Here is a 22,501-nt window from a genome sequence, read left to right on the forward strand (position 1 = left end):
ACGTGTTCGATACGAAATCGTTGGTGGCCATGTGAAGGGTCAGGACATGACGGGTCAGTTCTTTGCTGTCATCCCAGCTGGCGGGAGCGGCACGCGCCTCTGGCCGGTGAGTCGTGCCAAGCGGCCGAAGTTCCTGTTACCCCTGCCAGGTCCACGGACGATGATTCAGGATACGGTCGATCGCCTCAGCAACCTTGCCTGCCGTGAGAACATCCTGATCGTGACCGGAGCTGCCCATGTCAGCGAAGTGCAGCGACAGCTCCCGGAGCTGGGCGCTGCACAGATCATTGCCGAGCCAGAGCCGCGTGGCAGTGGCCCTGCAATCGGGCTGGGCGCCGCGATAGCGTTGCAGCGCGATCCGGAAGCGATTGTCGGCTCATTTGCTGCGGACCACGTCGTAACGGAGCACCCTCGCTTCGAGCAGGCTGTGCGCGCTGCGATCGAGATCGCCCGCCGCGACTATCTGGTGACGATCGGCATTGAGCCAAGCTATGCCGAGACCGGCTATGGATACATCCGTGCCGGCGAGCCACTCGGAACGTTCGAAGAGCTCCAGGCTCGCGAAGTGGACCGGTTCAAGGAAAAGCCGGACATCGAAGTCGCCGAGGAATACATCGCTTCCGGCGAGTACCTCTGGAACGCCAGTATGTTCGTCTGGAAGGCGCGCGTCCTGATGGAAGAGATGCGCGTCCATCTGCCCGCTCTGGCGTCGGCTCTGGAGCGCATCGCCGCAGACTGGGGCACCCCGCGACAGCAGGAAACCCTGGATACCATCTGGCCGACGGTTGCCGACGTCACTATCGAACATGGTATTTTGGAGCCGTCCACACACGTCGCTGTTGTCCCGGGTACTTTTGGCTGGACCGACCTTGGTGACTGGCATGGTCTCGGTACGATCAGCGCAGATTCAGCTGATCCAGCAGCGAATCTGGCGATCAATGCCGAGCTGCTGGCTCGCGATGCACGCGGCAGCTTCGTTTTTGGTCAGGGTCGTCTCGTCGCCCTGCTGGGGCTGGAAAATGTCGTTGTCATTGACACCGACGACGCGCTCCTGATCTGCGATCGCTCGCGGACGCAGGAAGTGAAACAGCTTGTCGAAGAGCTGCGGGAGCGCGGCTCGACAACATTGTTATAGTGAGATGATCGGCGGGAATCGAACGCTGCTGGCGCGTGTTTCAGCACACGAATCGACCGCCTCCGCAACCACGTAATTGGATAGACATGGCCACGAAACCAACGACCAACACGAAGCCCAAGAAGGCAGCACCAAAGAAGACAACGACTCGAACAGTGAAGGGATCGACAACGCGGGCAGCCTCGAACGGGCGGCTTGTGATCGTCGAATCACCAGCCAAGGCGCGCACGATCGAGAAATATCTGGGGCGGGGCTACTCCGTACGTGCCTCGATGGGTCACGTCCGCGATCTGCCCAAGAGCACGCTCGGCATCAACGTCGATGACGACTTCCTGCCCAAGTACACCGTGCCCCGCGACAAGTCGAAGACGGTCAAGGAGCTGAAGGCCGCCGTCCAGAAGGCGCGCGAGGTCATTCTGGCGACAGACCCCGACCGCGAGGGCGAGGCTATCGCCTGGCATCTGGCCGAGGCGACGCAGCCCGATCCGACGAAAGTCAAGCGCGTCGTGTTCAACGAGATCACGCCCGACGCAGTCCGCGCCGCGATGGACAACCCGCGCCAGATCGACATGGATCTTGTCGACGCGCAGCAGGCCCGCCGTGTGCTTGATCGGCTGGTCGGCTACGGCATCTCTCCGCTGCTCTGGAAGAAAGTGAAGCGCGGTCTCTCGGCCGGGCGCGTCCAATCTGTCGCACTCAGGCTCGTCGCCGAGCGCGAGCGCGAGATCGACGCGTTTGTCCCACGCGAGTACTGGTCGGTCGACGCCGAGCTGAAGAAGCACGGCGCAGCGACGAATAAGGCGAACGTCTTCAAGGCCAGCCTCTCACGCATCTCCGGCAAGAAAGCCGACCTGGCCGACAAAGAATCAACCGATAGCGTCCTCGCCGGGCTGGACGGGGCCGAATACGTCGTCTCGCAGGTGCAAACACGCGAGACGCAGCGAAGACCGTCGCCGCCATTTACCACGAGTACGCTGCAGCAGGAGGCATCCCGCAAGCTGCGCTACGCGGTGCGACGGACGATGCAGATCGCTCAGGAGCTGTACGAGGGCGTCGATCTCGGGGATGAAGGCACGCAGGGTCTCATTACCTACATGCGTACTGACTCCACGAACGTCGCCAGCGTTGCGCAACAGATGGCTCGTGAGGCTATTGCCACGAAGTTTGGATCCGAGTTCCTGCCCGAACGACCGCCGGTCTATGCACGGCGAGCGAAGGGTGCGCAGGAAGCGCACGAGGCGATTCGCCCGACCGATCCGCGCCGCACACCAGAAATGGTGAAGGGACGTCTGACCGGGCCGCAGTTCAAGGTCTATGACCTCGTCTGGAAGCGCTTCATCGCCAGCCAGATGCGCAACGCGATCTTCGACGCCACCGGCGTCGACATTGATGCCGGACGCCCGGGCGAGAGAAGCTATATCGCTTCCGCGCCACGGGATCAGTCATCAAGTTCGCCGGGTTCATCCGCGCCTATCGCGAGGATCGGGATGACGATGAGGTCGACGAAATCGATCGCGCAGCACTGCCGGTGCTCACCGCCAACGATTTGCTCGACCTGCTGAAGCTCTTGCCGGAACAGCACTTCACCCAGCCACCACCCCGCTATACTGAGGCGACGCTGGTGAAGGCGCTCGAAGAGAACGGCATCGGACGCCCAAGCACCTACGCGCCGACGATTGCGACGCTGCTGGCACGAAACTATGTCACCAACGAGGAGAAGCGCCTCGCGCCGACCGAAGTGGGACTGGTCGTGAACGACATCCTCGTCGAACACTTCCCGGCCATCGTCGACATCGGGTTCACATCGGGCATGGAAGAGGGCTGGACGACATCGCATCCGGCGAACGCAGTTGGGTGCCAGTTGTGCGCGAGTTTTACAGCCCGTTCAAGGACACGCTCCAGCACGCTGAGCAGACGATGGAGCGCGTCAAGGTTCGCGATGAGCCGACCGACGAAGTCTGCGAAGTGCGGTCGCCCAATGGTGATCAAGCTCGGTCGTTACGGTCGCTTCCTCGCCTGCAGTGGATTCCCGGAGTGTCGCAACTCCAAGCCGCTGCTGACCAAAATCGGAGTTCCTTGCCCGAAGTGCAAGGTCGGCGAAGTGATCGAGCGGCGCTCGACTCGCGGTCGTCTCTTCTACGGCTGCAGTAACTGGCGCAAGGACGATCCGCAGTCGTGCGATTATGTCTCGTGGCTGAAGCCAACCGGCGAGCCGTGCCCGCAGTGCGGCGAACCGCTGGTGTACACAAACCGCAAGGAGACCGACGTTAAGTGCGCCTCCTGCGGCTACACCGCACGAGCAACACGCAGCACGAACAAGCCCGACGCAATCCCCGCCTGATGGTTCCGCGCCGGGTGCTATACCAGCGCCCGGCGCATCAGTTCCTACTGCGCCACTACAATCGTTGCCGTCAGGTAGAATTGCCGGTTGGCGCGGTCTGTCCATCGATTTCAGTCACCCGCGCCGTGATACAGAAACGGCAGTGATTCTGAGCTTGAACCCCCAATCAAATCTCCCGACCCGCTGGCACGCAACGACGATTCTCGGCGTCATCCGCGACGGTAGCGTCGCGATCGGTGGCGACGGCCAGGTGACCTTCGGTGACATGGTCGTCAAGCATGGTGCGCGGAAGATCCGCATGCTCCACGATGGCGCAGTCGTCGCCGGGTTTGCCGGCGCGGTCGCCGACGCAATGACACTGTTCGAGAAGTTTGAGTCGCAGCTGCGCGACTGGAAGGGTGACCTCCGGCGAGCGGCGGTTGAGCTTGCCAAAGAGTGGCGCACCGATCGGTACTTGCGGCGTCTGGAGGCCCAACTCATCGTTGCTGACGCTGAGACCATCCTCATCCTCTCCGGTGAAGGAGACGTGCTGCAGCCCGACGACGGCATTGCGTCGATCGGCAGCGGTGCGCCGTACGCGATGGCCGCTGCCCGCGCGCTCCGCGAACACACGTCACTTTCGGCGCTCGATATCGTTCAGGAGTCAATGAAGATCGCGGCTGATCTGTGCATCTTCACGAACTCTCAGATCGTTGTCGAATCGATCGAGGTGGCCGAAGAAACCGAAGACGCGGATGAGTCGGCGGAGGTGCAGGCATGACGGAGCTGACACCGAAAGCGATTGTTGCCGAGCTCGATCGATACGTTATCGGGCAGACAGCCGCCAAGCGTGCGGTCGCCGTTGCGCTGCGCACCCGCTGGCGTCGCCGCCAGCTCGATGACGACCTGCGCGACGAAGTTCAGCCGCGCAACATCCTGATGGTCGGACCAACCGGCGTCGGCAAGACGGAGATTGCCCGCCGCGTTAGCCGGATTGTGCACGCGCCGTTCGTGAAGGTCGAGGCGACCAAGTTCACCGAAACCGGCTACGTCGGTCGCGACGTCGAGTCGATGATTCGCGACCTGGTCGAGACGAGCATCGCGATGCTCCACAAGGAGCGCATGGAGGCCGTCAGCGCCGAGGCGGCGAAGGTGGCAGTCCAGCGTCTCGTCGACCTGCTCGTCGAGCAATTGGACGCAGCACCGGGTACCGACGACGCATCCGCAGACGAATCAGAATCGCTGACTCCGGCCGCCAAGCGCCGCCGGACGCGACGCCGCAACAAGCTCATCGAGCAACTGGGCAAGAACGCGATTGAAGATGAGACTGTTGTCATTGATGTCGCCCAGGATGAGGATCCGTTCATGATGCCGTTCGAGATCATCACCGGCGTCGCGCCAGACGAGCTGCCGGATACGCTGCGCGAGATCATGCGCGCGTCTGGCCCGCAACGCATGCGGCGCACGGTTTCTGTTGCCGAAGCACGGCGCATCCTGGCGCACGAAGAGGCCGAGCGGCTCGTGGACATCGACACCGTGATCGACGAGGCGCTGAAGCGCGTTGAGGAGTCTGGCGTCGTCTTCATCGACGAGATTGACAAGACGATCAACGACGGCGACTACGGCCCGGATGTCTCCGGTGAGGGTGTCCAGCGCGATCTGTTGCCGATCATCGAGGGCTCAGTCGTCGCGACACGCTACGGTCCGGTGCGCACCGATCACATCCTGTTCGTTGCGGCCGGCTCGTTCTCGTCGCACCGCCCGAGCGATCTGATCCCGGAGCTGCAGGGGCGCTTTCCGATCCGCGTCGAGCTCGACAGCCTCGAAGAGGACGATCTGTACGAGATCCTCACAGCCCCGGACAACGCCCTCGCCCGTCAGGCGACTGCCCTGCTTGCGACCGAGGGAATTCAGGTCGAGTTCCAGGACGAGGCACTGCGCGAGATCGCCCGGCTGGCCGCAGACGTAAACGCGAGAACGGAAGATATCGGCGCGCGCCGCCTGCAAACCATCGTCGAGCGCGTCCTCGAAGACATCTCGTTCGATGCGCCGGAGCAGGGCACCAGCAGCGTTGTCATTGACGTTGCCTACGTCACCGAGCACGTCGGCGATATTGCCACCGATGACGACCTGAGTAACGCGATTCTCTAGCAATCACGCAGCAATGGGAGCGGGGGAGATGGGATCAGCGACCGTGACGGACACCGACGCAAAGACGGATCGAGACTTCGTCCTCAGCGTCATCGTGCCGGTCTACAACGAAGTGCGCACCATCACCGAAATCCTTCAGAGCGTCCGAGCTGTGGACATCCCCAAGCAGATCATCGTCGTTGATGACATGTCGACCGACGGAACCCGCGAGAAGCTTGAGGACGAACGGCAACACCCCGATACGATTGTCGTCCTCCACGACGTGAATCGCGGCAAGGGCGGCGCGGTCCGAACCGGACTCGAGCACGCTACCGGCGACATCGTGCTGATCCAGGACGCCGACCTTGAATACGACCCGCGTGACTACCGCGTCCTGCTACGGCCGATCCTCGAAGGGCGAGCCGAAGCCGTCTATGGATCGCGATTCCTCGGCGAGCACAAGGCCATGTACTTCTGGCATGCGCTGGGCAACAAGTTCCTGACGCTGGTGACCAACGTGCTGTTCGACACCACGCTGACCGATATGGAGACGTGTTACAAAGTTTTCACCATAGACATTGCCAAGTCACTGAACATCCAGCAAATGCGCTGGGGAATTGACCCGGAGATCACGGCCAAGATCCTGCGAGATGGACACCGTATCTACGAAGTGCCCATCTCCTACAACGGGCGAGAGTTCTGGGAGGGCAAGAAAATATCGTGGAAAGATGCATTCGTCGTGTTGCGAACGCTCATCCGATACCGCTTTTTCCGCTAGGACCCACGAGCTAGCAGGAGGACTGAGATGCCTCGACTTGCACTTGCAGTCGATCTGGGTGGCACGAATCTTCGCGCTGCCGTCGTTGACCGCGATGGTGTCATCCAGTCCGAGACACAGCAGCGGACCCAGGCATCCGAAGGTCCGGATGCCGTCATCGCCCGCATTGGTGCCGCCGTGAACGACATCGCTGAGAGCAACCAGGTGCCGAAGGATGTGCCGGTAGGCATCGCATCGCCGGGCCCACTCGATCCTCGTACCGGCGTTGTCTATTTCTCACCAAACCTGCCGGGCTGGACCAATATCCCGCTTGCGACGAAACTGCGTGAACACACGAACCGTGAAGTTGTCCTGAGCAACGATGCCAATGCAGCGGGGCTCGGCGAGGTATTTTTTGGCGCGGGCAAAGGCACGCGGAACCTGCTCTACATCGGGCTGGGAACGGGTGTCGGTGGCGGGATCTACTCCGAAGGCATGCTGATCGACGGTGTGCGTGGCATGGGTGGCGAGCTGGGGCATGTGACCGTCGATCTCAACGGGCCGCGTTGCACCTGTGGATCGGCAGGCTGCATCGAAGCCTATACCTCCGCCTGGGCGCTGACGCGAGACGCGCTCGCACTCGTCGATAGTGGTCGCGGCGATGCCATCCTCAAGGCAGCCGGAGATCGCGGTACGGTCGGGCCACGGGCGATCGGCGAGGCAGCGAGCGACGGAGACGCCGCCGCGCTCGCGCTACTGGATCGCGCCGGCAGGGCGCTGGGTGCCGGCATGGCGAGCTTCGTCAACATCTTCAATCCCGAAGTCATTGCCATCGGCGGCGGCGTGTCGCTGATCGGCGAGCCGCTGCTCCAGCCCGCCCGACAAGCACTTGCCGCATTTGCGATGCCGATCATGCTGGAGAGCGTCAAGGTCGTGCCGTCGCAGTTGGGCGTCAAAACCGGGATCTACGGTGCGGCCGCGCTCGTGTTTTACGACGGTCCTCGCTAACCTCTGCCCTGAACTTCGAGCCAATTTCTGCAGATCCACCCGTTAAGACGCTTGACAGTGGATTTCGCATCCGTGTATAGTCCGCGCCGAACGAACAGATCGCACTACAAGTACGATCCCGCTTTGGCCCGCGTGAGGATGACGACCGCGAGCCAGTTATTCGCAGCAAGTGCCGCGGTATGTCCCGTTATTTGGGAACTGCATGCAATGCGCCGAACTCCTCACACGGTGACTCCGTACGCTGGAGTGGTTCAGGTGACGGTTGTTTGATGGTCGGCTGCGTGACGGTCGTTGGACTTTCGCCCGATCGTTCCCGCGACGATAACGGATCGTCCGGTCGGCGACCGCTCAGAGGAAGGCGTTCCCGGAGATGTTCATTTATCGTCAAGCGCGTGATGTGGTTTATACCAACGATTCTCGCTATCGCCATGGTGACGGCGGAAGGATTCATCCTGATGTGAATCTGACGCCAGGCAGTCCGTTCCAACCTGCAGGTGCCAATAACCTGCGCGAAGACATCATCAAGCAGATCGAAAAGCAGTACGGGCTCGACAAGCCTCTACCGGTGCGATTCGTGATCTATCTCGGCAAAGCCGTGCGCGGCGACTTCGGTGAGTCCTACACACGGCGGCCACAGCAGGTGAATGACATCATTCGCCGTGGCTTCCCGGTTTCACTGCAGCTCGGTGCGATGGCCCTGGTTCTTGCCTCAGTCGGCGGCATCCTCCTTGGTGTGCTGGCCGCGGTGAATCAGAACGGATGGCTCGACTACTTCAGCGCCACGCTCGCGATCCTCTTCTACAGCGTCCCCAGCTTCGTTCTTGGCATTCTCCTGTTGCTTCTGTTTGTCATCTGGATACCTGACTGGACAGGATGGAGATTCTTCCCGCTCAGCGGGTGGGAGAGTCCGCGCGCGTGGGTTCTCCCAACGATCGCTCTGGGCGCTGGGCCGCTCGCCCAGTTGGCGCGCTACACCCGATCCAGCATGATCGACGTGATCCGCTCTGACTATGTGCGCACAGCACGCGCGAAGGGCCTCGCAGAGCAGAAGGTAGTTCTGAAGCACGTGCTGAAGAACGCGCTCATCCCGGTCATTACACTGATCGGCCCGCTGTTTGCCGCACTCGGCACTGGCTCGTTCTTCGTCGAGCAGGTCTTCGGCATTCCCGGCATCGGCAAGTTTTTCGTCGTCAGTATGTCGTCGAAGGATCAACCCATGATCATGGCGGTTGTCCTGCTCTACGGGACATTCCTGGCAGCCATGAATCTTGTCGTCGACATCCTCTACGGTGTGATCGATCCGCGAATTCGCATGAGCATTCGAGGAGAGTAACGAATGGCAACCCCGCAGGACCGCAACGCTGACGCCGTTTCTCAGGCGCAGCTCCTCGCAGAGGCTGCCGAAGCCGTACCTATTCGACAGGCGAGCCTCTGGGGTGACGCATGGCGCAGACTGCTGAAGAACAAGCTGGCAGTCATTGGCCTCGTCACCGTCATCATGCTGTCGTTGCTGGCGCTGTTTGCGCCCCTGATCGCGCCGTATGGGCCGGCCGAGGTTGTGTCGACGGATCTCCGTCTGTCGACCCCATCCTGGTACTTCCCGATGGGTCTCGATCAAAATGGTCGCGACCTGTTCAGCCGCATGCTCTACGGCGCGCGTGTGTCATTGCTCGTAGGTGTCGTCGCGCAGCTCATCGTGCTCGCGATCGGTGTGCCGATTGGCGCACTCGCTGGCTACTACTCCGGCAATGTCGATAACGCGCTGATGCGCACAGTTGATGTCTTCTACGCCATTCCGCAGCTGCTGCTGGTGCTGCTCATGGTCAACATGCTTGGGCCGGGTATGAAGAACATCTTCATCGCCATTGGCCTCACCGGCTGGGTGACAATGGCGCGCCTTGTCAGAGGCGTGATGTTGGCCAATCGCGAACAGGAGTACGTCAAGGCATCGAAGGTCGCTGGTGGCGGCAGCGGTTACATCATCCTTCGCCACATGCTGCCCAACAGCCTGACGCCCATCATCGTCGCGCTCACCTTCGGCATCCCGCAAGCCATCTTTATCGAGGCATCGCTCTCCTTCATCGGCGTTGGTATCCGACCACCACAGCCATCCTGGGGACAAATGGTTGGGAATGGCCAACAGTACATTCAGTCGGCGCAGCACCTCATGTTCTTCCCCTGTCTGGCGATTGCCATCACGATGCTGGCGTTCACCTTCCTGGGCGACGGACTGCGTGACGCACTCGATGTCAAGATGAACGATTAGCGCGACCTGACGAAAGGATCGGCGGCGATGTCACTTGATGCGGACTCGCAGCACGGGATGAGGCAAGCAACGCATGGCTAAGAACGTTCTTGAAGTCAACGACCTGAAAACACAGTTCTTCACACGCGCAGGCGTCGTTTACGCCGTCGATGGTGTGTCATTCCACGTCGGCGAAGGTGAGACGCTCGGTATCGTCGGTGAGTCGGGCTGCGGAAAGAGCGTCACTGCCACGTCGATCATGCGCCTCATTCCCAGCCCGCCGGGCAAGATCGTCAATGGCGAGATTCTGCTGTCTGACGAATCGGGCACGACAGATCTCCTGACGCTCTCCGAGAGTGAGATGCGGCACGTACGCGGCCATCGAGTCGCGATGATCTTTCAGGACCCGATGACCTCACTCAACCCGGTTCTGACTATCGGCGACCAGATCACCGAGCCGCTGATCCTTCACCTCGGGCTGAGCAAGCGCGAGGCGGAAGAGCGCGCGATTGACTTGCTCAAGCGCGTCGGCATTCCGGCCGCCGAGGATCGCATCAACGCCTATCCGCACCAGTTTTCCGGCGGCATGCGCCAGCGCGTGATGATCGCTATCGCGCTCTCCTGCAATCCGCGCGTGCTTATTGCCGACGAGCCGACGACAGCGCTCGACGTCACCATCCAGGCGCAGATCCTGGAGCTGATGATGCACCTCAACCACGAGTTCGGCACGGCGATCATCATGATCACCCACGATCTCGGCGTCGTCGCCGAGATCTGCGAGCGCGTGGTGGTCATGTATGCCGGGCAGATCGTTGAAACGGGCGACGCGAAGGACCTGTTCAACAATCCGCAACACCCGTACACCATTGGTCTGCTCAACTCAGTCCCACAGATTGGCGAGCGCGTGAAAGACGCGCTCACGCCGATTCCCGGACTGCCACCAGACCTGCTTGCGCCGCCGGTTGGCTGTCGTTTCCGCCCGCGCTGTCGCTTCCGCCAGGAGAAGTGCGAGACATCGCCGCCGCTAGCGGATGTCGCACCCGGCCAGCGGGCGCGCTGCTGGTTCCCGCAAGGGCGAGGCGCTACGCCGCCAGATGAAGCGGCAGTTCCTGCTCCTGCGGCCGCTCGAAGTTAAGGCGCGATGTTCGCCGCTAGCCTGAAGAATCGAGATGAGTTTGGCCACTGAAGTTCAAGAGCCAGCAACCGCGTCTGCCGCGAGCGGCGACACCATCCTTGAGGTTAAAAACCTCAAGAAGCATTTCAGGATGGGTGGTGGACTGCTTTCACGCGGCAGCGAGCTCAACATTCGCGCCGTGGACGATGTGTCGTTCAGCATTCGCCGAGGCGAGACGTTCGGCCTCGTCGGTGAGTCCGGCTGCGGCAAGACAACGCTGGGGCAAACGATCATCCGACTTTACAACCCGACCGCCGGAACAGTCGTCTTCAACGGCAATGACATTTCGTCGCTGGGCGCAGCGGACATGCGCAAGCACCGGCGTGCGTTGCAGATGATCTTCCAGGATCCCTCGGCATCGCTCGATCCACGCATGACGGTCGGCTCAATTGTCGCTGAGCCACTGAATATTTACGGCATCGGTTCTCGCGACGAACGTCGCAATCGCGTTCGCGAGCTGCTGCAAGTCGTTGGTCTGAACTCGTACTTTGTCAATCGCTATCCGCACGAGTTTTCCGGCGGCCAGCGACAGCGCATCGGCATCGCACGCGCATTGGCGCTGCAGCCGGAGCTGGTTATCTGCGACGAGCCGGTATCGGCGCTTGATGTGTCGGTTCAGGCGCAGGTGCTGAATCTGCTGCGACAGCTTCAGACAGAGTTCAATCTGACGTACCTCTTCATCGCTCATAACCTCGCCGTTGTCGCGCACATCAGCGACCGTGTTGGCGTGATGTATCTCGGCAAAATGGTTGAGATCGGCGAATCGAGAGAGATCACCGAGCGCCCGAAGCATCCGTATACCCAGGCGCTCATCTCCGCCATTCCGATTGTCGACCCGGGTCGCAAGCGCGAACGCATCATTCTTGAAGGCGACGTCCCTAGTCCTGCGAATCCTCCGACTGGATGTCGGTTTCATCCTCGCTGCCCAATCGCGCGACCGAACTGTGCTGAGGTTGAGCCGGAAATGCGAGAGATTGAGCCGGGTCATTGGGTGGCTTGCCACTATGCCGTCTAGGCATACCGGTTTGAATGCAACGCGACCCACCATCTGCGTCGACTCTGGGCGCAGGTACGGCGCGGGCAACTCCGTTCGGCAGGTGAAACGAGCCTGTCTGAGAATCCCGCAAACTGAAACAAATACGCTTGCCAATCCACGAATGCTTGTGTTACATAGTTCACGTCGTTCCACAGGGAAAGGTCGATGTCGCGGCAGGGCCGCGACGGTGATGATGTCCGTTGGGCGCTGCTGCGTGCAGCGTGATCGTTCTGATGCACGTTCAGCAGGACGGCGCGCCGCAAGTCGGGGACAGTCGCAGCAAGAACGTATCGCCTACGGATCCTGCGTCAGACCGGATTTCCGGGGTTCAGGCGTCCGGAAGCCGTAGTGCTGACGTACAGATAGGTAGCATCACCAGACAGACCACTAAATCTATGGACGTCCGCAGAGAGGAGGGCGCTGTCCCGCGGGGACACCGTAAATCGATCGACCGCCCCAGGTGAGGGCATCTTTCAAAATCGTAGACCGACGGTTGAAAGCGTCCACGTCAAGATGCAGGGCCAGGAATGAGCATCGGCGAATAAGCAGGACGTACGCAGCCGCCAACGAGTAGGGAGATAACGCGGATGGTTGTAATCGATAAGGAACAGGTTCGTCTCCTGGAAGCGCGCCTACGCGGGATCGGTGTTGACCGCCGATCGTTCCTGAAGTTCGCGTCGGCCGCGATGGCTGCGCCAATGGTCGGCTCGATTCTCGCTGCCTGCGGCGGTGACGACGACGAGCCAGCAGCAACAACAGCCCCGGCTGAGGCGACAACTGCCCCGACCGAGGCTCCTGCAGAGGCGACTGAGGCTCCTGCGGAGGCGACCGAAGCCCCGGCGGAGGCGACCGAGGCTCCCGCAGAGCCAACCGAGGCCCCGGCGGAGCCGACAGAAGATTCTTCGACCGGCAGTATCGACGCCGAGCAGATTCTGCACACAATCGGTGCTCGCCAGGAACCGGCCTCCAATGATTTCAACGCTGACCTGTATTGCGGCGGTACTGCCTCGATCTGGTCTGGCTTGCTGACATACGATGCCGACCTGATTCCTATCCCCGACTGGGCCGAGCGGTGGGAGCCAAACGACGACGCGTCGATGTGGACCTTCTACCTGCGCAAGGACAACAAGGGCTTCTCCAACGGTGACCCTGTTACAGCCGATACGTTCATCGGCTCGTGGGCGCGCCTGCTCAATCCGGAGACAAAGGGGGCCTACGCCTCGATTCTGTTCGACATCGTCGGAGCTGAGGACATCAACCTCAACGGCGCAGATCCGAGCACGCTCGGCTGCCGTGCCGTCGACGACTGGACACTTGAAGTCGACATGGTTGGCCCGCGCGGTATGTTCCCGGTTATCGCCGGTTATGCCGCCTGCTTCCCGACCCACCTGCCATCGGCTGCCAAGGGCGGCAACTTCACCGACCCGGCCGAGGCCGGCGGACCGGTTATCTCCAACGGCGCATTCGTGCTGACCGAGTGGAAACACGACGAGTATCTGACGCTCGAGCGCAACCCGAACTACTGGGACACGGACATCATCCTTGAAACGGTCGACTGGAAGATCGTTCCAGCCGAGCAGGGCATGCTGCCGTACGAGGCCGGCGAGGTCGACTGGGCGGTCGTCCCGGGCGCAGACCTCCCGCGCATCCAGTCCGATCCGGTTATGAAGGACGAGCTCCAGAAGTGGGTCGAGCCGCTGATCTGGAAGATCCTGCCGGGCACGAACGTGACGCCGTTCGACGACATCGAGCTGCGCCGCGCCCTGCAGCACGCGGTCGACAAGGAGCGCCTGAACACCCTGACCAACGGTGGTGGCGACCCGGCCTACTGCCTGGTCCCGCCGGGCGTGTTCGGCTACTTCGGCGAGGAGTTCAAGGACTATTCGGACTTCGACCTGGACAAGGTCAAGGAGCATCTGGACGCGTCAACGTACGCCGGCCAGGATCTGCCGAAGGTCACGATGATCCTCCGCAACGAGGCCCAGCTGAACTCCACCATCATGGCCGAGGACGTCTCGGCGCAGCTCCTGGAGAACATGAACCTGCAGGTCGAGCTGCAAATCATGGACTTCCAGCCGTTCCGTGACCTGCAATTCCAGAACAACTACGAGATGTGCTGGATTCGCTGGTACTACGACTATCCGGATCCGAACAACGGCTACTTCGACATGTTCTACTCCAACAAGGAGACCGGCAAGCGCCAGGCATGGTCGAATCCGGAGTTCGATGACTGGACGATCAAGGGTAAGGAAGCAGCCGACCCCGAAGATCGACTGGACGCCTATCGGAACTGCGAGCGCCTCATGAACGAGGACGTGGCCTACGTTCCGATCGTGTATCGCAACGCCTACGACGTCTACAAGCCATGGATGAAGGGTGTCCCCGTTAACAAGCAGGGCTACTGGATTCCGAACGGCAATATCTTTGTGTCGATGTACAACCGCGTGTACATGGAGGGCCGGCCGGCCTGATCTCACGCACGACGACATCACACACAGCGAAAGGGGGGAGCCGAACGGCTCCCCTCAATCGCGCCAGCGACATGTCCCGGGCGACACTTGTGTCAAATTGGACGGTCTGGATCAGGCCGTTTTGGCTGTAGATTGCAGCGAAACCTCTGTTATGCTAGCAGCCTGATCACCGATTGGACCGCGGCAATACCCGCCGGCCCCTCTGAAGAAAGGTGCTTGACGCGATGGCGGCAGGGAATCCAACGTACCTCTGGTGGAATGGTGAGAAGGTCGCCTGGGACGACGCAAACGTCCACGTGACCGCACTCGGCTGGTCGACTGTTGGCGCGATCTTTGAAGGTATTCGCGCCTACTGGAACGCCGAGCAAGAAGAGCTCTATGTATTCCGTCTGGACGAGCACATGCAGCGCTTCCGCAACTCGATGAAGCTCGTGCATCTCGCGGAAACGCACGACATGGAGGAGCTCAAAGCGGCGATTCTCGATTTGCTGCGTGCCAACGAGACGCGCGAGGATACGTACATCCGGCCACTTGCGTATCGAGGCGGTGGCTCACGCGGCTTCAGCGCCATCGGTGGCGACACGGAGATCCTGATCAACACACATGCAAGCGCCTCGCACTTGCTTTCCGGCAACGGCAAGCACGCCTGCATCTCGTCGTGGCGACGCATCTCCGAGAACGTCATGCCGCCACGGATCAAGAATCTCTCCAACTATCGCAATGGCCAGCTCGCCAATCAGGAAGCGGCCCAGAACGGCTACGATCTCGCCATCATCCTGAACGAGAATGGCAAGGTGGCCGAGGGTGGCGGAGCCTGCATCGCCTTCGTGCGCGACGGCAAGCTGATTACTCCTGGTGTCACCCAGAGCATCCTGGAGAGCATCACCCGCGACGCGCTCATTCAGCTCGCCGCGAACGAGCTTGGCCTGCAAGTCGAGGAACGCGAAGTCGACCGCACTGAGCTCTACATCGCCGATGAGGTGTTCATGATGGGCACTGCGGCTGAGATCACGCCGGTTCTGTCTGTCGATCGGTACCAGGTCGGCAACGGTGATGTCGGGCCGATCACCCGCAAGCTCGAAGAGCTGCTGGACGATTGCTTCCGTGGCAAGTCCGGCCTGCGTCCGGAGTGGCGCACCGCCGTTGGTGTCGCCGCAACAGCCGCCGTCGCGGACTAACACCCGAGCAGCAACACAGCAAAGCGGGGTGGCGAAAGGCCACCCCGCTTTTGCGTGCCCGTTGCGAGCGCGGTTATGCCTAGAGCAGGCCCTCGCCGTGCATGCGCGCGATCGTGCGCTCAAACCCTGCGATCGTCTTATCGATATCGTCAGTCGTGTGTGCGGCGCTGAGCCAGCCACCACCGAAGGTCAGGTCGGTGCCCTCCAGCATCAGGCCGGAGATCAGGCTGCTCTTCAGCTTACCGGGCAGCCCACCCTTCAGATCGGCAAGCTGCATGCCTTCAGGTCGGCGAATATCGCCCGCCTGCATGTTGCCGCAGGTCTTGCCGAGGATCAGGTGGAAGACGGACGACTCACCGTAGCAGAAGCCCGGCAGATCCTGGTTGACCAGCGCAGTGTTGAAGCCGACGCGGAGTCGCTCGGCCAGTGCATCGGCCTTCTTCTGCACCTCAGGATCAGCAACCAGCTCAAGCATGGCTGCTCCGGCGACGGCCGACAGCGGGTTGCCGTTGTAGGTGCCTGGGTGGAAGATTTTCTTGTGGTTCGGATCGGTGCTGAACTCGAAGACGCTCATGATGTCCCGACGTCCGCCGAAGCAGCCGCCCGGCAAGCCACCGGCGACCACCTTCGCCAGCGTCGTCATGTCCGGCCTGATGCCAAAGCGCTCCTGCGCTCCGCCCGGAGCCCAGCGGAAGCCGGTAATAACCTCGTCGAAGATAAGGATTGTGTCGTACTTCTCCGTGAGCGCGCGCAGATCCTTGAGGAAGCCTTCCTTCGGCGGCAGTGTTGCCCACGACGCGCCGCTCGGCTCCAGGATCACGCAAGCGACATCGCCATCCTTCAGGTAGGCCTCGACTGCATCGAGGTCGTCAATCGACGCGACAAGCGTCAGGTCGAGGACTTCACGTGGAATGCCGGGGATCTCCGTGTCGCCGTCGCCCGGTCGCTCACCACGTGCCACGTAGTCGTGCCAGCCATGGAAATGGCCCTCGAACTTCAGCACCTTGTTCTTGCCGGAAAACGCGCGCGCGGCGCGAATCGCCAGCATGGTCGACTCGGTCCCCGACGAGGTGAACTTCAGCCGCTCCATCGACGGAATCAGCTGCTGCACCTTGTCGGCCCAAATCAGCTCCTGGTCGTGGCTGGCACCGAGGTGCGTGCCACGCTCGAGCTGCGCCTTCACGGCCGAGACAATATTCGGGTGATTGTGGCCAAGAATCAGCGACCCATGACCGACGGCATAGTCGATCAGCTCGTGGCCATCGACGTCCCACTTCTTCGCGCCCTGCGCCCGATCGATATAGATCGGGAACGGCTTGACGTAGCGCGAGTCGTGGGTCACACCGGCAGGGAAGAGCTCAATCGACTGCATCGCGCGCTGGCGCGAACCGCCAAATTCTTCACTGAATTCCTGCTCAAGAGTCTTCGTGGTCTGTGCCATCGCTACGGTCTCCTCCTTCATCCTGGTGCCAATCCAGGCTCCGATTTGCCATTATCGCCAACCATTTCGCACATGTCTATGTCGTGCCACCAACTTCCAGCTGCCTGGATATCCAGCGCTACGCCAAGCGCTACGCCAATAGTACGCGCGAGAGTCGATCGGGGCTTCAACCGTGCTCCACACGTTCAGGACGGACCCGGGGAAATCGGATACGATCTTCGGGGATCAAATCTATCGGGGCACATAGACGACAGATGAAGCGATTCTGTCACATGTGGGAGGAACAACTGCAATGGGGCTTTCTGCACATCCGCGCTTTCGGCTGGCGGCTCTACCAACGCCGCTGCAATTCGCCCCGCGGCTGACAGCCGAGTTGGGCGGTCCGAAGATCTACCTGAAGCGGGACGACTTGACCGGCCTGGCAATGGGAGGCAACAAGACACGCAAGCTCGAATACCTTGTTGCCGACGCGCTGGCGAACGGTGCCACGCATCTCATCACCGTCGGCGCTGCACAGTCGAATCACGCCCGTCAGACAGCCGCTGCCGCGCGCATGGCTGGTCTCGAATGCCATCTCGTGCTGAATGCGGCGACGCCGGAGCCGGACGTGCAGGGCAATTTGCTCCTCGACAAGCTGCTCGACGCAAAGGTTCACATCGTCACTGACGGCTCCCAGCGCCAGGCGAAGGTCGACGAGGTTGCGGCCGATCTGGCCGACAACGGCGGTGTCCCCTATCCGATTCCAGTCGGGGGCTCGAACGGTATTGGCGCTCTGGGATATGTCGCGGCCATGCTTGAGCTTGCCGAGCAACTCTGGTCGAACGACCTGTCGCCAAAGGCAATGTACTTCGCTGCTGGTTCTGGCGGCACCCAGGGTGGCATTGTCGTGGGCGCACATCAACACGGCCTCGACTTCGCGCTGAATGGTGTTCTCGTCGAAGGTAACAGCGCTGACGGCATCGCTCGCGCCGAGGAAGTCGCGGGTTGGGCAGCCAGTGAGCTTGGCGTCACCACGCCACCACATGATGCGTTCATTGCCGACGACGGTCATGTCGGCGAGGGTTACGGTATCCCGACTAACGAAGGTATCGAAGCGATCAGTATGCTCGCACGAACCGAGGCCGTGCTCCTCGATCCGGTCTACACGTCGAAGGCGTTTGCCGGCATGGTTGCCGACATCCGCGCCGGTGTCTACACGCCGGACGACAGCATCATCTTCCTGCATACCGGCGGTTCGCCGGCGCTCTTCGCGCAGCGCGATCTCCTCAAGTCAGTATTGAGCTAGTGAAACAGGGCGTGAGCGGCGTAGGCTGCTCACGCCGGTTGCGGCTGGATGTACACTGCAATATATGAACGCATGTTCTATTCAGCCGCCAACGCCGTTTGCTGAAGTCGCGCCAAATTCGCGGCTTTCGGATCGACGTGCCACGCTCACCTATCGCGTGCCGCAGTCGCTGGATGAGGATATCGACGTCGGGCAGTTGATCTGGGTGCCGCTGCGCAAGAAGCTCGTCCTCGGCATCGTCGTCGAGCGTCACGGGCGACCCGTCAACGAAGAACGCCTGCGACCGATCCATGCACCTGTCGAGCCGTCCTTCTGCCTGACGCCGCTGCAATGGCAGCTGGCGGTCTGGATCGCTGAGGAGACCGTCTGCACACTCTTTGAGGCTGCCTCGGTCATGTTGCCACCCGGAGTCGGTTCGCGGGCCGTTGAGTACCTTTCGTTGCGCCACGAGCCATCTGACGATGATCTGGCGCGGCTGACGGCGGCTCAACGGCGGCTCGTCGCATTCCTGACAGCTGAGGGTGAGGTGCCGCTCGAACGCGCACAGCGCTCACAAGGCTCATCGCTCTCGACGATTATCCCGGCGCTCGAAGCAGCCGGCATCCTGCAGCGCATCGCGAAAGTGCGTCATCGCCCCGAACCACGGCCACGCGTCGTCGAGCAGATCCGTCTGATCCCGGACGGACCGCGGCCCCCTGACAGCGCGCCGCGGCAGGTCGAGGCGATGGATTGGCTGCTGCCGCGACTACGCGTGCGCCCGGACCTGGCGATGCCGCTCGATTCGGTATTGCAGATCTCTGGCATCAGTCGGGCGACGCTTCGTACATTGGCTCAACGCGGTTCGGTCGTGATCGAGCCGCTGCAAGAAGATGTGGCGACTCCGCAGCGTGGCTCCTCGTCGATTCATCTGACCAACGAGCAAGCTGCGGCCTGGGATCGCATTCGGCCGCATCTCGCGCCCGGCGCAGAGCCGCACACAATCCTGCTGCACGGTGTCACTGGCAGCGGCAAGACGGAACTCTATCTTCGCGCGGCAGCAACGTGTCTCGCCAATGGTCGTTCGGCGCTCGTGCTCGTCCCCGAGATCGGACTCAGCAGTCAGATCGCTGCCAGGTTCCGCTCGCGGTTCGGCGACCAGGCGTTGATCCTGCACTCAGCGCTCACCGACCGCGAACGCGCCACCAACTGGCGGCGCGCCGGAGACGTCGAGCCAGTCGTCGTCATCGGCCCTCGCTCAGCCCTGTTCGCTCCGTCGCGCGATGTCGGCCTGATCGTCCTCGACGAGGAGCACGATAGCTCCTACAAGCAGGACTCCGTTCCGCGCTACCACGCACGCGCAGTCGCCGAGCAGCTGGCGAGTGCGCACCGGGCGCTGCTCATCCTTGGTAGCGCAACGCCAGATGTCGAGACGTACTATCGATCGGAGCGATCTGGCTGGTCGCGTGTTGATCTGCGTGAACGTGTCGGGCAGCGGATCATCGGCGACGACGGCCAGATGGTGGCGCGGCCTATCGCACTGCCAACAACCGAGATCGTCGACATGCGTGCAGAGCTCCGCGCCAACAATCCGTCGATCTTCAGCCGCCGCCTGCTGGAGGTCATGCACGAACGACTGGCGAGACGCGAGCAGGTCATCCTGTTTCTCAACCGGCGAGGCATGTCAACGATCGTGCAGTGCCGTTCCTGCGGAACCGTGACGCAATGCCCGTACTGCGACATCCCGCTCGTCTACCACCGCACTGTCGGGCGGGTCATCTGCCATCGCTGCGGTCACCGCGAATCGACTCCGCAGCGTTGCCCCGAGTGTGGCAGCGACGCGATTGGGTACTTCGGGACAGGGACGCAGCGGATCGAGAGCGAAATCCAGCAGGTTATGCCCGACGCCCGTGTGCTGCGATGGGACCAGGACGCGCTACGTGGCGATGTCACGCACGAAACCCTCATGCGCAGTGTCGTAGGGCACGAAGTCGATATTATCGTCGGTACGCAGATGGTTTCGAAGGGACTCGACTTCCCTGATGTCACCGCAGTCGGCGTCATCAATGCCGATACCTACCTGTATCTGCCAGACATCCGCGCGGCAGAACGCACATTCCAGATGCTGACACAGGTATCGGGCCGCGCCGGCCGCCGGGCATCCGGCGGCGAGGTCGTCCTGCAAACCTACTCCCCGGCGCACTATGCGATCACGACTGCGGCGGCACACGACTACGCCGCGTTCTATCGCGAGGAAATCGCCTTCCGCGCGCGCCACGGCTATCCGCCGTTCAAGCGTCTGGCTCGCCTCGTCATCCGCCACACCGACGAAACCCGGGCGCGCAACGAGGCCGAAGCTGTCGCAGGGCATCTGGAGCGGACCATCCTCGCCCGGCCAGACTTGCAGGGGATCGACATTGTCGGGCCTGCGCCGGCGTTCTCGGCGCGGGTCCGCAGCCAGTACGGTTGGCAGATCGTCGTTCGCGGAGGGCCGCTGCCGACGCTGCTCGGTGATCTGAATCTGCATCCCGGCTGGCTGATCGATGTCGATCCGCTCAACCTGCTCTGACTGACCCAAACACATCCGAATCGCGATTCCCGCACTCGGTATAATTGTGAGAGAAGGAGAGACAGCAATTCAGTATGGCACTACTCAAACTTGTAACTGAGCCGGATCCAAGATACAGCCAGATCAGCGATCGCCTGCGGCAGCGTTGCGCGCCGATTGCAGCATTCGATGACGCGTTGCTCAATCTGGAACGCGACCTTTATGAAACGCTCGACGCCGAGCACGGCGTCGGGCTGGCCGCGCCGCAGGTTGGAGTCTTGCTACAGATCTGTGTGATTCGGATTCCAGCGGGCTACGAGTACGAGGACTCACCGGAGACGCGCCTGACGCTCATCAACCCCGAAGTCATGCGAGCTGGTGGGCAGGAGATGGATGTCGAAGGCTGCCTGAGCTTTCCGGAGCTCATCGGCGATGTGCCGCGCTACACGTCCATCACCGTTCGGTCTCACACGACCGACGGCAAGCGGGTGAAGATCAAGGCCCACGATTATCTCGCTCGCGTCATGCAACACGAGATCGACCATCTGAACGGGATTCTGTTCTTCGATCGGATGGTGGACTGGTCGACGCTGCGTTACCCGGCGCCCGCCGAGGACGAGGCTACAGCGACGCCTCTCGCTGAATAACTTTCAGCTGCTCGGCTGAGATGATTGCCATGATGTCGTCGAGCGCTCGATCAACCTGGCCCTCTTCGTTGAAGACGCGATAGTCAAACTCGCCAACCCTGGCCAGTTCCTGTGCAGCGGTGTTGATTCGATGTAGCAAGGCGTCGCGCGCGTCGGTCTTGCGCGTCCAGAGCCGGCGCGTCAGTTCTTCGATGCTCGTCGGCATCAGAAAGATCATGATCGCTTCCGCAGAGAGCGCGCGGATACTCGCCGCCCCCTGAACATCGACCTTGACGATGGCGTTGCGGCCCTCACGAAGTGCCGCACGGACGCCGCCTTTCAGTACCCCGTAACAATTGCCATAGACTTCGGCGTGCTCAATGAACTCACCGTCGGCAAGATTGCGATCGAATTCCTCGGGCGTCATGAAGTAGTAGTGGACGCCATCGATTTCACCGGGGCGTCGTGGGCGCGTTGTCGCGGTCACGGCAAAGTAGAAATCCGGTAGTCGCGGACGCAGGTTGTCGATGATCGTATCCTTGCCGACGCCGGACGGGCCTGATATGACGTACAGACGCGGACGGACCGAGGCTCGCACCTCGGCGATCAGCTCATTGCCGCGATAATCCATCGACCGAGTCGACTCCTGTCGCGCCGCCAGATGCCGATCACCCATTCCTCAGGTACCTCCGGATCAGGCGCTGCGCTCTCACGTGTCGGCGCCCGCTACTCGTTGTAGAGCTTCCAAGCTCGCGAATCAATCTGCCGGAGTTGCCCGTGTACGACGTCCTGACGATCGCCGCGCTTGTCCATGAATGTGACAGCCGGCTTGCCAACGCACGAATACAACAGGTTCTGCATGTCGACGCTCGCACACTTGCGTTTGAACTGTATGCCCAGCGTCGACGTTCCTGGCTCATTTTGAATGCGCATCCGGACGCCGCCGCATTCTGGCTTTCGTCGGATCGCGTTGACGCCGACACGGAGCACGTGTCGCCGCTGCTGCTTCTGCTCCGGAAATACGCTCGTGGGGGTCGATTGCTGGACATCTCCCAACCGCCCGGCGAACGGATTATCCGACTGAGTATAGCCAAGGCTGTTGATGCGACCAACAAGGACGACAACACGGAGCCGACGGACGACGATATTGAGGTCACCCCTACGACGATGT

Annotated in this window: 18 protein-coding genes and 1 pseudogene; 17 read left to right on the top strand and 2 right to left on the bottom strand. The window is 61.5% G+C overall.

Annotated features, from left to right (window positions below; translation table 11 throughout):
* Nucleotides 1-46: 46 nt before the first annotated feature.
* The 13 genes and pseudogenes from M9890_06755 to M9890_06815 all read left to right on the top strand — a co-directional run bounded on the left by M9890_06755 (nucleotide 47) and on the right by M9890_06815 (nucleotide 15,454).
* Nucleotides 47-1,135: a sugar phosphate nucleotidyltransferase gene (locus tag M9890_06755; protein MCO5176657.1), complete on the top strand. Its 1,089-nt coding sequence runs from the start codon at nucleotides 47-49 to the stop codon at nucleotides 1,133-1,135.
* A gap of 86 nt (nucleotides 1,136-1,221) precedes the next feature.
* Nucleotides 1,222-2,894 (top strand): annotated as a pseudogene (topA, locus tag M9890_06760) (type I DNA topoisomerase).
* Nucleotides 2,895-3,113: 219 nt separating this feature from the next.
* Complete coding sequence (locus tag M9890_06765) at nucleotides 3,114-3,476, top strand: topoisomerase DNA-binding C4 zinc finger domain-containing protein (GenBank protein MCO5176658.1); 363 nt, start codon at nucleotides 3,114-3,116, stop codon at nucleotides 3,474-3,476.
* 154 nt (nucleotides 3,477-3,630) lie between these two features.
* Nucleotides 3,631-4,236 (top strand): ATP-dependent protease subunit HslV, encoded by a 606-nt coding sequence (hslV, locus tag M9890_06770; GenBank protein MCO5176659.1) that lies wholly within the window; start codon nucleotides 3,631-3,633, stop codon nucleotides 4,234-4,236.
* A complete protein-coding gene (gene hslU / locus M9890_06775; protein MCO5176660.1) occupies nucleotides 4,233-5,606 on the top strand; it encodes an ATP-dependent protease ATPase subunit HslU in 1,374 nt (457 codons plus the stop codon). The genes hslV and hslU overlap by 4 nt, the downstream gene beginning before the upstream one ends.
* Nucleotides 5,607-5,634: 28 nt before the next feature.
* Nucleotides 5,635-6,363, top strand: coding sequence for a glycosyltransferase family 2 protein (locus M9890_06780; GenBank protein ID MCO5176661.1), 729 nt, complete (start codon nucleotides 5,635-5,637; stop codon nucleotides 6,361-6,363).
* Nucleotides 6,364-6,390: 27 nt separating this feature from the next.
* Nucleotides 6,391-7,350: an ROK family protein gene (locus M9890_06785; protein ID MCO5176662.1), complete on the top strand. Its 960-nt coding sequence runs from the start codon at nucleotides 6,391-6,393 to the stop codon at nucleotides 7,348-7,350.
* A gap of 457 nt (nucleotides 7,351-7,807) precedes the next feature.
* The gene (locus tag M9890_06790; GenBank protein MCO5176663.1) at nucleotides 7,808-8,683 is read left to right on the top strand and encodes an ABC transporter permease; all 876 of its coding nucleotides are present in this window, start codon (nucleotides 7,808-7,810) and stop codon (nucleotides 8,681-8,683) included.
* Between the two features lie 3 nt (nucleotides 8,684-8,686).
* Nucleotides 8,687-9,616 carry an ABC transporter permease gene (locus M9890_06795; protein MCO5176664.1) on the top strand — a complete coding sequence of 310 codons (930 nt, stop codon included), beginning with the start codon at nucleotides 8,687-8,689 and terminating at the stop codon, nucleotides 9,614-9,616.
* Nucleotides 9,617-9,689: 73 nt separating this feature from the next.
* A complete protein-coding gene (locus M9890_06800) occupies nucleotides 9,690-10,730 on the top strand; it encodes an ABC transporter ATP-binding protein (protein ID MCO5176665.1) in 1,041 nt (346 codons plus the stop codon).
* Between the two features lie 34 nt (nucleotides 10,731-10,764).
* A complete protein-coding gene (locus M9890_06805; GenBank protein MCO5176666.1) occupies nucleotides 10,765-11,784 on the top strand; it encodes an ABC transporter ATP-binding protein in 1,020 nt (339 codons plus the stop codon).
* 608 nt (nucleotides 11,785-12,392) lie between these two features.
* The gene (locus M9890_06810) at nucleotides 12,393-14,276 is read left to right on the top strand and encodes an ABC transporter substrate-binding protein (GenBank protein MCO5176667.1); all 1,884 of its coding nucleotides are present in this window, start codon (nucleotides 12,393-12,395) and stop codon (nucleotides 14,274-14,276) included.
* A 224-nt stretch (nucleotides 14,277-14,500) separates the two neighbouring features.
* A complete protein-coding gene (locus tag M9890_06815) occupies nucleotides 14,501-15,454 on the top strand; it encodes a branched-chain amino acid transaminase (GenBank protein ID MCO5176668.1) in 954 nt (317 codons plus the stop codon).
* 79 nt (nucleotides 15,455-15,533) lie between these two features.
* On the opposite strand, the gene M9890_06820 is transcribed toward M9890_06815, so the two are convergent.
* Nucleotides 15,534-16,895, bottom strand: a complete 1,362-nt coding sequence (locus M9890_06820; GenBank protein ID MCO5176669.1) for an aminotransferase class III-fold pyridoxal phosphate-dependent enzyme — start codon at nucleotides 16,893-16,895, stop codon at nucleotides 15,534-15,536.
* Between the two features lie 292 nt (nucleotides 16,896-17,187).
* Here M9890_06820 and M9890_06825 point away from each other — a divergent pair, with 292 nt between their 5' ends.
* From M9890_06825 to def, 3 genes are all read left to right on the top strand, one after another.
* The gene (locus M9890_06825; GenBank protein ID MCO5176670.1) at nucleotides 17,188-18,180 is read left to right on the top strand and encodes a D-cysteine desulfhydrase family protein; all 993 of its coding nucleotides are present in this window, start codon (nucleotides 17,188-17,190) and stop codon (nucleotides 18,178-18,180) included.
* 64 nt (nucleotides 18,181-18,244) lie between these two features.
* Nucleotides 18,245-20,725 carry a primosomal protein N' gene (gene priA, locus M9890_06830; GenBank protein ID MCO5176671.1) on the top strand — a complete coding sequence of 827 codons (2,481 nt, stop codon included), beginning with the start codon at nucleotides 18,245-18,247 and terminating at the stop codon, nucleotides 20,723-20,725.
* 74 nt (nucleotides 20,726-20,799) lie between these two features.
* Nucleotides 20,800-21,351 (top strand): peptide deformylase, encoded by a 552-nt coding sequence (def, locus tag M9890_06835; protein ID MCO5176672.1) that lies wholly within the window; start codon nucleotides 20,800-20,802, stop codon nucleotides 21,349-21,351.
* Here the strand turns inward: def and M9890_06840 are convergent.
* A complete protein-coding gene (locus M9890_06840) occupies nucleotides 21,326-22,006 on the bottom strand; it encodes a guanylate kinase (protein MCO5176673.1) in 681 nt (226 codons plus the stop codon). The two genes, def and M9890_06840, sit on opposite strands and share 26 nt — an antisense overlap.
* Before the next feature lie 101 nt (nucleotides 22,007-22,107).
* Here M9890_06840 and M9890_06845 point away from each other — a divergent pair.
* Nucleotides 22,108-22,501, top strand: a 394-nt coding sequence (locus M9890_06845) for an NFACT family protein (GenBank protein ID MCO5176674.1), incomplete at its 3' end; no start/stop codon positions are given.

Source organism: Thermomicrobiales bacterium (assembly GCA_023954495.1).
In the GTDB taxonomy this organism is placed as follows: domain Bacteria; phylum Chloroflexota; class Chloroflexia; order Thermomicrobiales; family CFX8; genus JAMLIA01.

What these genes read in the sequence shown, in the direction of transcription:
- M9890_06755 (MCO5176657.1), top strand. Translation starts at nt 47, where the DNA reads ATGACGGGTCAGTTCTTTGCTGTCATCCCAGCTGGCGGGAGCGGCACG.
- M9890_06765 (MCO5176658.1), top strand. Translation starts at nt 3,114, where the DNA reads ATGGTGATCAAGCTCGGTCGTTACGGTCGCTTCCTCGCCTGCAGTGGA.
- hslU (MCO5176660.1), top strand. Translation starts at nt 4,233, where the DNA reads ATGACGGAGCTGACACCGAAAGCGATTGTTGCCGAGCTCGATCGATAC.
- M9890_06780 (MCO5176661.1), top strand. Translation starts at nt 5,635, where the DNA reads ATGGGATCAGCGACCGTGACGGACACCGACGCAAAGACGGATCGAGAC.
- M9890_06785 (MCO5176662.1), top strand. Translation starts at nt 6,391, where the DNA reads ATGCCTCGACTTGCACTTGCAGTCGATCTGGGTGGCACGAATCTTCGC.
- M9890_06795 (MCO5176664.1), top strand. Translation starts at nt 8,687, where the DNA reads ATGGCAACCCCGCAGGACCGCAACGCTGACGCCGTTTCTCAGGCGCAG.
- M9890_06800 (MCO5176665.1), top strand. Translation starts at nt 9,690, where the DNA reads ATGGCTAAGAACGTTCTTGAAGTCAACGACCTGAAAACACAGTTCTTC.
- M9890_06805 (MCO5176666.1), top strand. Translation starts at nt 10,765, where the DNA reads ATGAGTTTGGCCACTGAAGTTCAAGAGCCAGCAACCGCGTCTGCCGCG.
- M9890_06810 (MCO5176667.1), top strand. Translation starts at nt 12,393, where the DNA reads ATGGTTGTAATCGATAAGGAACAGGTTCGTCTCCTGGAAGCGCGCCTA.
- M9890_06815 (MCO5176668.1), top strand. Translation starts at nt 14,501, where the DNA reads ATGGCGGCAGGGAATCCAACGTACCTCTGGTGGAATGGTGAGAAGGTC.
- M9890_06820 (MCO5176669.1), bottom strand. Translation starts at nt 16,895, where the DNA reads ATGGCACAGACCACGAAGACTCTTGAGCAGGAATTCAGTGAAGAATTT.
- M9890_06825 (MCO5176670.1), top strand. Translation starts at nt 17,188, where the DNA reads ATGGGGCTTTCTGCACATCCGCGCTTTCGGCTGGCGGCTCTACCAACG.
- priA (MCO5176671.1), top strand. Translation starts at nt 18,245, where the DNA reads ATGAACGCATGTTCTATTCAGCCGCCAACGCCGTTTGCTGAAGTCGCG.
- def (MCO5176672.1), top strand. Translation starts at nt 20,800, where the DNA reads ATGGCACTACTCAAACTTGTAACTGAGCCGGATCCAAGATACAGCCAG.
- M9890_06840 (MCO5176673.1), bottom strand. Translation starts at nt 22,006, where the DNA reads ATGGGTGATCGGCATCTGGCGGCGCGACAGGAGTCGACTCGGTCGATG.